The organism is Aggregatibacter sp. Marseille-P9115, assembly GCF_920939465.1.
Taxonomy (GTDB): Bacteria; Pseudomonadota; Gammaproteobacteria; order Enterobacterales; family Pasteurellaceae; genus Aggregatibacter; species Aggregatibacter segnis_B.
Genome location: NZ_OV100759.1, coordinates 588,512 through 600,531 on the forward strand (window position 1 = coordinate 588,512; position 12,020 = coordinate 600,531).

Consider the following 12,020-nt stretch of genomic DNA (forward strand, 5'->3'; position numbering starts at 1 on the left):
AATTCACAAAAATGGATTCCAAAATCCAAGCATATTAAATATTCCAAACAACTAAGCCACATGAAACATTTATCACACCGGTGATTAATATTTCTAACAATATGATAACAAATCTTATTCTCATTAATAACAAAAAGCAAGGTGATAAAACGCCTGCAAAAATAACCGCACTTTCGGCCAAGCAAATCCCGGCCACAAAAAAGTGAGCGACAATGCCACAATCAAAATAATAATTACAACAGCTATAAACGGTTAAAAATAGATTTTCTTCGGCTCACATTATTTAAACGCGGCTTCATACTCTTTTGCATCAAAACCAATTAACGTTTTGCCGTCCTGCAAAATAATCGGGCGTTTAATCAGCGTAGGATTCTCGGCAAGCACAGAAAGTGCGGTGGCTTTTGACAACGTTTTTTTCACATCATCCTCGAGATTACGCCAAGTCGTGCTACGTTTATTGACCAAGTTTTCCCAACCGAATTGCGCTTCCGCTTGCTGTAAAAAAGCGGTATCTAAACCGTCCACCCGATAATCATGGAGTTTATGTTCGATGTTGTGATCCGCAAGCCATTTCAATGCTTTCTTCACGGTGTCGCAGTTTTTAATGCCGTAAACGGTAATCATGTTTTCACCTCAAAAAATAAAAAATCCTCAATCTTATTCAGACTGAGGATTTTAACCATTACATTAATCCATCACAAATAGATTAACCCAATAACTTATTGATGCGCTTAATAAACGCCGCCGGATTTTCTAATGAACCGCGCTCTGCAAGCATGGCTTGCTCTAGCAACAACTCCACCCAATCGGCAAATTCCGCTTCATCGGCAATGTCAGCCACTTTTTTCACCAAGTGATGTTCCGGATTTAATTCAAACGTGTATTTCACTTCCGGCACAGGCTGACCTGCGGCGGCAAAAAGTTTTGCCATTTGCGTGGTCATTTGGTCGTTACCGGTGGAAACTACTGCAGGTGTATCCGTTAAACGGTGAGTTAAACGGACCTCTTTCACGCGTTCGCCCAGCAAGGTTTTTACGCGCTCAATAAAACTATCAAAGGCTTTATCTTGTTCTTTTTGCGCTTCGGTTTCTTCTTTGTCCGCCAAATCACCTAAATCCAAATCCGCTTTCGTGATAGTTTGGAGCGGTTTGCCGTCAAATTCCGTTAAGTAGCTTAACATCCATTCGTCAATTCGATCGGAAAGCAATAAGACTTCAATGCCTTTTTTATTGAACAATTCCAAATGCGGGCTATTTTTCGCCGCCACATAGCTGTCTGCCGTAATGTAATAAATGGCTTTTTGCCCTTCTTTCATGCGAGCAACGTAGTCTTCTAATGACGCGGTTTGTTCACTGCTGTCGTTGTGGGTAGAGGCAAAACGCAATAATTTCGCAATGGTTTCTTTATTGCCAAAATCTTCCGCAGGGCCTTCTTTTAGCACTAAGCCAAATTCTTTCCAGAACTGCTGATATTTGTCGGCATCCTCTTTCGCCAATTTCTCTAACATTTGCAACGAACGTTTGGTTAACGCTTTGCGTAACGCGGCCGTAGTTTTGTTGTCCTGCAGAATTTCACGGGATACATTTAACGGCAAGTCATTGCTGTCGATTAAACCACGCATGAACCGCAGATAATTCGGCATGAACTGCTCCGCATCATCCATGATAAACACGCGTTGTACATAGAGTTTCAAGCCGTGTTTGTGTTCACGATTAAATAAATCCCAAGGCGCTTTCGACGGCACATAAAGCAAACTGGTGTACTCTTGGTTACCTTCCACTTTGTTGTGCGCCCACAATAACGGGTCCGCAAAATCATGGCTTAAATGCTTATAAAACTCTTTGTATTCCTCATCGGAAATGTCGTTTTTAGAACGTGTCCAAAGGGCATCAGATTTATTGATTTTTTCCCATTTTTCACCGGTTTCTTTGCCTTCGTCATCATATTCTTTGGTGAGCATTTCCACCGGCAAACCAATATGATCGGAATATTTACCGATAATGTCACGCAAACGCCATTCATTTAAGAATTCTTTTTCGTCCTCGCGTAAATGTAAAATCACATCAGTGCCACGGGATTTTTTCTCAATATCCGCCACGGAATACTCGCCTTCCCCGGCAGATTCCCAAAGCACGCCTTTATCCATTGCCTCACCTGCCGCACGGGTTTTCACCGTCACTTTATCGGCAACGATAAACGCCGAATAGAAACCCACACCGAATTGACCGATAAGCTGACTGTCTTTCGCTTGATCTTGCCCAAGTGCGGTCAAAAATTCTTTTGTTCCGGATTTGGCAATCGTGCCCAAATGATCGATCACTTGTTCACGGGTCATCCCAATCCCATTATCGCTGATGGTGAGGGTGCCTTTATCCGCATCAAAACTAACACGCACGCGTAATTCACCGTCACCTTCATATAAAGCCGGATTAGACAGGGCTTTGAAACGCAATTTATCCGCCGCATCAGAGGCATTTGAAATCAGCTCGCGCAAGAAAATTTCTTTATTGGAATATAAAGAATGAATCATTAATTGGAGAAGTTGTTTGACTTCCGATTGAAAGCCACGGGTTTCTTGATTTGTACTCATACTCTTCCTACTTATGTTGAATAAATTGAAAACGTTATGGATATAAGTGCGGAAGGTGAAATTTCAAGAGCAGGAAAGAAGAAAAGTGCGGTGAAAAATTTATTTGTTTTTCCACCGCACTTTCTTTAGATATTTATTTCGGCAAGGCTGTTGGTTTTACTATTTCACTAGGATAACAACCAAGAATTTTGAGATAGTGACTAAATTGTTTTAATTCATTCAACGCCGATTGCGTATCAGGATGATGAATATTGGCTTCAATTTCCAAATAAAACATCTCCTCCCAAGGCTTGCCATAAATCGGACGTGACTCCAATTTTGTCATGTTGATATGGTGTTTTTTAAATACCAACAACGCATCGACCAAAGCCCCCGCCTGTTGCCCCGTACTCATTAACAATAGGGTTTTTGTATGGATTTGCGGTGAAACACTGTGCGGCTTTTTGGCAATGACAATAAAGCGTGTAATATTATTTTCCTGATTGGCAACATTACGCTTCAGCACGTTCAAACCATATAACTTGCCACCATCCTCATTGCCCAAAGCGGCAATATTCGGTTTATTCAAACCTGCAACTAATTGCATGGCGTGCGAACTACTTTCGCAATATTCAATATGCACACGTTCTAAGCCGTGAATAAAGTGGCTGCATTGCTGAATCACTTGGGGATGACTGTATAATGTATCGATTTTACTTAAATCATCTTGCCCATTCACCAAGACACAATGTTGAATGGGGTAAGCCAATTCACCTACCAAAAACAAATCGGTGTGCTGCAATAGGTCATAAACTTCGTTTATGGCACCGGATGTCGTATTTTCTAATGGAAGAACCCCATAATCGGCTTCCGCGTTTTGTACTTTAGCAAAAACCTCATCAAAACTGGCACAACTTATTTCCACTAATTCTTCTTGATATCGAGTAGCATAATTACGCGCTGCTAAATGAGAATAAGATCCTCGCTTACCTAAAAAGGCGATATGAATATTCTGTTCACGTTGCGTATTCAGTTTTTTCTGCAAATACACTTGTTGCGTCAGCACCGAATCTTCAATAATTTTTTGGAAAATTGAGGTGATGTATTGCGGTTCTAATTGGTAATTTTCATTTTCGGCAAATTGCACCAACTCTTGTAGCAATTGCTCCTCACGCTCTGCATCACGCAACGGTTTCTGGGTAAGTTCCTTGCTACGCACAACATCAAACGCTAAACGATGACGCTCAGAAAGGAGCTTTAACAAACGGCGATCAATTTGGGTAATTTGTTGTCGAATTTCACTTAGATCCAATGACATAAGCTTTCCTTTATTTAAATACTAGGGCATCTTTCTTTTCACATTTAGTGATATCAATAAAGCCCGTATTCATTCACAAACGACTTAGTTATTCTGAAATGGGCATAGGAAACATTGCTATTTTTAACCGCACTTTTATAAACCTGGGTGAAAAATGCCTTTTAAGCAATAAAAAAAGCTATATTTCAAATGAAATATAGCTTTTAAGATAGAATTGATTAAATCAAAACTTGAGCAGGAGCAACATAACCTTCCGGAACTTGCTGTTTGTCTTCAAAGGTGACAAATTCCCAAGCGTCTTGATTATCTAATACCGCTCTTAACAATTTATTATTTAAACCATGGCCTGATTTATATGCTTTGAAATCACCAATGATGTTATAACCACACATATATAAATCGCCGATAGCATCTAACATTTTGTGACGAACCAATTCATCTTTAAAACGTAAACCGTCTTCATTTAAAATGCGGTAATCATCAAGCACAATGGCATTATCCAAGCTACCGCCTAAAGCTAAACCTTGTGACTGTAGATATTCGATATCTTTCATGAAACCAAAGGTTCTAGCGCGACTAATTTGTTGAACAAAAGCCTGCGCAGAAAAATCCATCATATAGTTACGTACATTTTTACTAATTGCCGGATGGTTGAAATCAATAGTGAAATCTAAACGGAAGCCGTTATAAGGGGAGAACTCAGCCCACTTATCACCGTCCTCTACACGCACTTTTTGCTTAATACGAATGAATTTCTTCGGTGCATTCTGTTCTTCAATGCCGGCATCAAGCAATAAATAAATAAATGGACTTGCACTACCATCCATAATTGGAATTTCAGGTGCATCAACTTCAATAATCACATTATCAATACCCAAACCCGCTAATGCTGCGTTCAGGTGTTCAACTGTTGAAATGCGCACACCCTGTTCATTCACTAAGCAAGTGCAAAGCATAGTATCGCGCACCGAATTTGCATTTGCAGGAAATGTAACCGGCGGATTTAAATCAGTACGGCAATAAACAACACCAGTATTTGGCATTGCAGGGCGTAAAATCAATGTCACCTTATTGCCGCTGTGTAATCCCACACCTGTTACTTTTATGCTTTGTTTTAAGGTTCTTTGCTTAATCATAATCTGTCTCTTAACGTATTGTTACACAACAAACAAGCTTCTTTATTTGTCGTTGTTACGCATAAATCCTTGAATGTTAAATAAATTCGTATCTTTCAAGCGTTCAGTAATTGGGGTATCTAAATCATCTCTACGATGATTTTGAACATTCTGTTGATGATTTTCATCTTGCGAATTTTGACTATAACTTTGCGGACGAGTTCCTAAACCACCAAAAGAAGTATTTACCGGTTGAAGTCCTGGTTGTGAATTTTGTGCAACTTGTGGACGAGGTGAAATTTGAATTTCAGGTGCATCAGGCTCACCAATACCGGTTGCGACAATAGTTACGCGAATTTCATCGACCATATCCGGTACGAGCGTTGTACCAATAACAACCGTAGCCTCTTCAGATGCAAACGCTTTAACAGTATCACCAACTGCGTAAAACTCGGATAATCCTAAATCCATTCCGGCAGTAATATTAACTAATACACCTTTTGCTCCGGACAAATCAACGCGTTCTAATAAATCACTTTTCACAGCGATCTTAGCTGCATCTTCTGCACGGCCTTCCCCTGGCGCACTTTTGGCGGAACCAAAACCGATCATGGCTTGCCCCATCTCAGACATGACAGTGCGCACGTCAGCAAAGTCCACGTTAATTAACCCCGGAGAGGTAATCATATCTGAAATACCGGTAACAGAATTACGCAGAACATCATTTGCTGCAGAAAAGGCTTGCATGAGCGTTGCATTTTTAGGCATAACCTTGGCTAACTGCTCATTCGGAATGATAATCAAGGAGTCTACATGTTTCGATAATTCTTTGATCCCCATTTCAGCGAACATCATTCGTTTTTTACCTTCAAAGGAAAACGGTTTTGTTACAACTGCAACAGTAAGAATACCTAATTCTTTTGCAATTTGAGCGACAATTGGTGCAGCCCCCGTACCAGTACCGCCGCCCATCCCGGCAGCGATAAATACCATATCAGCCCCTTCTAGCATCTTACGAATAGCATCCTGGTCATCTTCAGCCGCTTTACGTCCAACATTAGGGTTTGCACCCGCCCCGAGACCTTTCGTCGTTTCAGCTCCAATTTGAACTGTTTGCTGGGCTTGGCTTTTACGAAGAGCTTGAGCATCAGTATTTACGGAATAAAATTCAATCTTGCCATGTTCATCCGTATTTATGATGGATTCATCAATTAGAGTACCGCCAACTTCTTTTTCTAAAACACTGGCGACCATGTGGTTAATAGCATTACCACCGCCACCACCAACACCGACAACTTTAATCAGCGCGCCACTCATTTCACCAAGATCGTACTCTACCGGCTCAAACATAATTATCTATTCTCCGTGAATGCCGACATATTATCAGCATAAATTAAAGCCCAAATTTTTCATATTGTAGATGAAAAATCAAAATTATCAAAATTCTGACCGCACTTTATTAAAGATTTTTTTCAACACATTACCGCAGGAATTTAGGAAATTACTTCCCGAGTTTTCCTCATGAATCAATCCATCATCTTCATTGCTATGTTCATACTGAAGTAAACCAATAACGGTTGAATATTGAGGTTTATTCACATAATCCGTTAAACCGGTAATGTTTAACGGACTGCCTATTCTTACTTGATGATTAGAGCCAAAAACCTCTTCTGCACATTCTTTTAAATCTTCTATTTGAGCACCGCCACCAGTAATCACAATACCCGCGATAAGCTCACATTTCATATTTTTGGATTCTAAATCTGCTTTTAAACGCAACCATTCGTTTTTAACTAAACCAAGTAGCTCTTTGTAACGAGCTGATGTTACAAATGACAGTTGTTCTTTTGTTAATACGCGAGGCCCACGCCCACCGATACCAGAAACTTCAATTTTCTTATCTGCATGATATTTTGGAGGCATTAATGCACTACCGTGGTTAACTTTGATACTTTCTGCTTCCATTCTAGACGCAGCACAAGCATAGGCAATATCATCGGTAACGCGATTTCCGGCATAAGGAATCACCTTACTAAAGCGCAAAGCGCCATTGATATACACCATGATATCCATCGTGCCCGCACCAAAATCAACTAAGCAAACCCCTAAGTCTTTTTCATCCTCTGTTAATACAGAATAACTTGAAGCCAAACCGGAGAATACAATTTTATCGACTTTTAATTTACAGCGTTCTACCGCTTTTTTCAGGTTATTCAACCAATCCTGATGACAAGCAATCAAATGAGTTTGTGCTTTCAAACGAACACCTTGTAATCCCAATGGATTTTTAATATTCATTTGTTTATCAACAGCAAATTCTTGCGGAATAATATGAAGCAAAGACAAGCCTTCCGGCATTTTTACCGAACTTGCCGTATGAATCGCAGAATCAATTTCATCTTGAGTCACTTCGCCTTCTGCAATAGGCACGAAACCATTCTCATTAAGACTCTGAATATGTTCCCCGGTAATGGCTAACGTCACACTCATGATGCGACAGTCAGCAACTGACTCGGCAGCTTCAATTGCACGCTGGATAGAGGTGACTACCGCATTTAAATCAGTAATGCTTCCTTTATCGATCCCCTTTGAAGGACAACTGCCGACGCCAAGGACATTTACCACACCGTCAGGCAATACCTCACCAACGACTGCAACAACTTTAGAAGTGCCCACTTCTAAACCAACAATGGTCTTTGATTCCACAATTTTAGACATATTCTAACTTCACACTTAACAATTAATTTAAATCAACCATACCTACTGTCGCACCGGAGGCATAACGCAAATCGACATAGGAGATTTTCTTATTTTCAGGCACTTCGATTTGCGGATAAATCGTAACAAAACGATCCAGTTTTGTTTTCCATTCACCACGTCCTAGTTTCAGTACCACATCATTATCCAGCACGACTTGCCAAGCACCGCGAGCATCAATGCCTACCGCCTTAAGCGTTAAACCTTTCTGTTTTAAATCGGCATAAATTCTATTCCATGCATCCAACACTTTTTCACTTTGGAAATCAGGGCCGGCTAAACGAGGTAAATGAGTTTCTTTTAATTTACTCATTGGCAATTGAAAAACCGCACCATCTTCGGACAAAAAGTCACTTTCATTCCAAATAGCAATCGGTTTATATTCCGTTACCCAAATGCTCAATCTGTTTGGCCACATTTTGCGAACAACCGCCCCTTTTACCCAAGGCATTGTTTCAATTTGTTCACGAATGGCATCAATATCTTGACCAAAAAAACCTTTTAAATCGCCCATTTTTAATAAAGCATCACGCACATCAGCATCTGTCGTAAAATTGGGCGAGCCAACCAACGCAAAAGCACTGATAGGCTTACTATCTAATTTTTCTAGGAAATTTTGCCAATTTGAATAAGAATAGAACAATATGCCAACGCATAATAGCACAAGTAATAATTTAATTTGCACAAAAACTTTGGGTTTCGGCTCACCATATCTTATATTTTGTGTGGTTTTGCGTTTTAGTAAATTCATTCCGCACTCAACTCTAAAATTCTCTCAACCAACTGCTCAAAAGAGTAACCGACTGTTGCCGCTGATTTTGGGAATAAACTATGGCTAGTCATACCAGGATTCGTGTTGACTTCCACTAAACGGAAGTTTCCTTCCGCATCCGCAATAACATCAATACGGCTCCAACCACGGCACCCCACTACATCGTAGGCCTGCTTAACTAAATGGCGAAGCTCCTGCTCACGTTCATCGCTTAACCCTGCCGGACAAAAATATTGCGTATTATCAGAAATGTATTTCGCATCATAATCATAGAACTCACCTTCCGGCACGATTTTAATGGAAGGTAACACTTCGTTATCCAGTACCGGCACAGTGAATTCATCACCGGCAAGCCATTCTTCAATGAGTACGGTGCGATCAAATTTAAGTGCAAAATCCACCGCACTTTCCAATTCTTCAATGGCTTTCACTTTAGTTAAACCCACGCTAGACCCTTCTAAAGAGGGTTTCACCATCAACGGTAAGCCGAGTTTTTTGACCACTGACTCAGGGTTTAAGTTGGCTCTATTTTCCACGGTAACGATTTCCATTTCAGCAACCGGCAAACCAAAGGCTTTCCATAACATTTTGGTACGCATTTTGTCCATGGTAAGCGCAGAAGTCATCACGCCACAGCCGGTATAAGGAATGCCGATTTGCTCCAGCAACCCTTGCATCGTGCCATCTTCACCACCGCGACCATGTAAAATATTAAACACACGATCAAATCCTTGTTCTTTTAACGTCGCTACCGGAAATTCTTTCGGGTCAATCGGGTGAGCATCATACCCTTGTTCACGCAACGCGTTTAATACTGCAGTTCCTGAATTTAAAGACACCTCACGTTCGGCTGAGGTGCCGCCCAATAATACGGCGATTTTTTCTTGTTTTAATGTTTTACTCATCTTGCTATCCACTTATTCTTTTGTCCAACGTTCGACTAACTGGCGTGAAAGCTTACTCACGCTTCCGGCGCCTTGCGCCAAAATTAAATCCCCATCTTGAATGAGATGATCAAGCACCTCACCTAACCGCGCTGTATCAGACACCAAAATAGGATCCACTTTGCCAAGATTGCGAATAGAACGACATAACGCCTTACTATCAGCACCCACAATAGGCGCCTCGCCGGCGGGATACACATCCAACATAATCAAGGCATCGACTTGAGACAATACTTGCACAAAATCATCAAATAAATCTCGGGTGCGGGAATAACGGTGCGGTTGGAAAATCATCACAATCCGTTTATTCTCCCAGCCCTGGCGCGCGGCTTGAATGGTAACGCCCACTTCCGTCGGATGATGGCCATAGTCATCCACCAGCATCACTTTACCGTTCGGGCGAATAAATTGTCCTAACTGATCGAAACGACGCCCTGCACCTTGGAAATCGGCTAACGCAGCTAAAATCGCTTCGTTTTTAATGCCTTCCTCTTTGGCTACAACCAATGCTGCCGTTGCATTTAAGGCATTATGGCGCCCCGGTACATTCAGCAACACATCAATACGTTCACCGTTCGAGCAAATCACGGTGTAATGTCCTTGGAAACCGGTTTGTTGATAATCTTCAATGCGATAATCGGCATTCTCACTGAAACCGTAAGTAATCACCTGACGCCCAACTTGTGGCACTAAACTCATTAAATCGGCATCATCGGCACATAACACGGCTAATCCATAAAACGGCAAATTATGTAAGAAATTCACATAGGTTTGCTTCATTTCATCAAAATCACCGTGATAGGTATCCATATGATCCGGCTCAATATTGGTTACGATAGAAATCATCGGCTGCAAATGCAAGAAAGAGGCATCACTTTCATCGGCCTCGGCAATCAAATAACGGCTACGCCCTAAATGCGCATTCGTCCCGGCAGATTTCACCAAACCACCATTCACAAAAGTCGGATCCAAACCTGCTTCCGCATAAATCATAGAGACCATCGCGGTGGTTGTCGTTTTACCGTGCGTACCTGCCACTGCAATACCATGACGAAAACGCATTAATTCCGCCAACATTTGCGCGCGTTGAATGACCGGAATGCGCGCTTCTTTTGCCGCCACCACTTCAGGGTTATCATCACGAATCGCAGAAGAAATCACCACCACACTGGCACCGGTAATATTTTCTGCTTTATGCCCAATAAAAACTTTGGCGCCGGCACAAGCTAAACGCTGAGTCACCGCACTTTCCGCAATATCAGAACCGGAAATATGATATCCCTCATTCAATAAAATTTCGGCAATACCACACATCCCCGCGCCACCGATGCCGATAAAATGAATTTGCTTCACTCGGCGCATTTCCGGAATGATGTCTCTAATCTGTTGATGATAGTTATCCATGAATATGTCCTTTTTACTCGGCCGCGTAAAACAGTTAAAAAAACGACCGCACTTTTAATTTAATTTGCCACGTCTTCAATCACGTCAGCGACCCGCTTAGCCGCTAACGGTGTTGCCTTACTTTTTGCCTTTAACGCCATGGCTAATAATGTTTCACGATCTACTAACAGTGGAGTTAACGCATTCAAGAGACGCTCTTCGGTAAATTCCGGTTGCTCAATGATCAGCGCAGCCCCCGCATCCGCTAAATATTTGGCATTCAAAAATTGCTGACGGTCTTTATGTTGGAAAGGCACGAAAATAGCCGGTACACCTACTGCCGCCAATTCGCACACCGTCAATGCGCCCGAGCGACAAATCACAATGTCCGCCCAAGCATAAGCTTCTGCCATGTCATCAATAAATTCAGTCGCCACGCCATTTTGGTTTGCCTGATAAATTTCCTCAATGCCTGCTAAATTGCCCTTGCCTACTTGGTGACGCACATAAATCTCCAAACCTTGAGCACTGAGTTTCGCTGCGACTTTTGGCACAGTTTGATTTAACACGCGCGCCCCTTGGCTACCACCGACGACTAAAATACGCAAGGTTTTATCACGCGCAGCAAAACGTGTTTCTGGGGATTTGGTTTGAAATAAATCACGACGTACCGGATTTCCCACCACTTCAGCATGAGGAAAGGCATTTGGGAAGGCTTGCAACACCCGCGCAGCAATTTTGGATAACCAATGATTGGTTAACCCCGCAATGGCATTTTGTTCATGCAATACCACCGGCACGCCGCAAAGTTTTGCCGCGATACCGCCCGGACCGGAAACATAGCCGCCCATGCCTAATACCGCATTAGGTTGGTATTGTTGAATAATCTTACGCGCCTGACACACCGCGCGCAAAATAGCAAAAGGCGCCAATAATAAACTCTTGATGCCCTTGCCGCGTAAACCTGAAATTTGGATAAATTCAATGGGAATGCCATGTTTTGGTACTAATTGAGCTTCCATACGATCTTTGGTGCCCAGCCAGCGAATTTCCCAACCTTGCTGTTGTAATTCTTGTACAACGGCAATGGCAGGAAAAACATGTCCGCCTGTTCCACCTGCCATCACTAATAATTTTTTACCCATATCTTTTCTCTAAAAAC

The 12,020-nt window shown here is 41.9% G+C and carries 10 protein-coding genes; all 10 read right to left on the reverse strand.

The window, feature by feature from the left end:
• Positions 1 to 279 precede the first annotated feature (279 nt).
• The gene (locus LQ983_RS02645) at positions 280 to 624 is read right to left on the reverse strand and encodes an ArsC family reductase (protein ID WP_230621540.1); all 345 of its coding nucleotides are present in this window, start codon (positions 622 to 624) and stop codon (positions 280 to 282) included.
• Positions 625 to 706: 82 nt separating this feature from the next.
• On the reverse strand, positions 707 to 2,590 hold the full coding sequence (gene htpG / locus LQ983_RS02650; RefSeq protein ID WP_230621541.1) for a molecular chaperone HtpG: 1,884 nt from the start codon (positions 2,588 to 2,590) through the stop codon (positions 707 to 709).
• 133 nt (positions 2,591 to 2,723) lie between these two features.
• Positions 2,724 to 3,887 (reverse strand): chorismate mutase, encoded by a 1,164-nt coding sequence (locus tag LQ983_RS02655; protein WP_111296625.1) that lies wholly within the window; start codon positions 3,885 to 3,887, stop codon positions 2,724 to 2,726.
• Positions 3,888 to 4,105: 218 nt separating this feature from the next.
• On the reverse strand, positions 4,106 to 5,023 hold the full coding sequence (gene lpxC / locus LQ983_RS02660) for a UDP-3-O-acyl-N-acetylglucosamine deacetylase (RefSeq protein ID WP_230621542.1): 918 nt from the start codon (positions 5,021 to 5,023) through the stop codon (positions 4,106 to 4,108).
• 42 nt (positions 5,024 to 5,065) lie between these two features.
• Positions 5,066 to 6,352: a cell division protein FtsZ gene (ftsZ, locus tag LQ983_RS02665; protein WP_109127590.1), complete on the reverse strand. Its 1,287-nt coding sequence runs from the start codon at positions 6,350 to 6,352 to the stop codon at positions 5,066 to 5,068.
• Between the two features lie 87 nt (positions 6,353 to 6,439).
• Positions 6,440 to 7,720, reverse strand: coding sequence for a cell division protein FtsA (ftsA, locus tag LQ983_RS02670; RefSeq protein WP_006717321.1), 1,281 nt, complete (start codon positions 7,718 to 7,720; stop codon positions 6,440 to 6,442).
• A 22-nt stretch (positions 7,721 to 7,742) separates the two neighbouring features.
• On the reverse strand, positions 7,743 to 8,510 hold the full coding sequence (locus LQ983_RS02675) for a cell division protein FtsQ/DivIB (RefSeq protein WP_230621543.1): 768 nt from the start codon (positions 8,508 to 8,510) through the stop codon (positions 7,743 to 7,745).
• Entirely contained in the window at positions 8,507 to 9,436 is a 930-nt protein-coding gene (locus LQ983_RS02680; protein WP_111296635.1) for a D-alanine--D-alanine ligase, read from the reverse strand. Before LQ983_RS02680 ends, LQ983_RS02675 begins: the two co-directional genes overlap by 4 nt.
• 12 nt (positions 9,437 to 9,448) lie before the next feature.
• Positions 9,449 to 10,879 carry a UDP-N-acetylmuramate--L-alanine ligase gene (gene murC, locus LQ983_RS02685; protein ID WP_230621544.1) on the reverse strand — a complete coding sequence of 477 codons (1,431 nt, stop codon included), beginning with the start codon at positions 10,877 to 10,879 and terminating at the stop codon, positions 9,449 to 9,451.
• Between the two features lie 59 nt (positions 10,880 to 10,938).
• The gene (murG, locus tag LQ983_RS02690) at positions 10,939 to 12,003 is read right to left on the reverse strand and encodes an undecaprenyldiphospho-muramoylpentapeptide beta-N-acetylglucosaminyltransferase (protein ID WP_230621545.1); all 1,065 of its coding nucleotides are present in this window, start codon (positions 12,001 to 12,003) and stop codon (positions 10,939 to 10,941) included.
• Between the last annotated feature and the right edge of the window lie 17 nt (positions 12,004 to 12,020).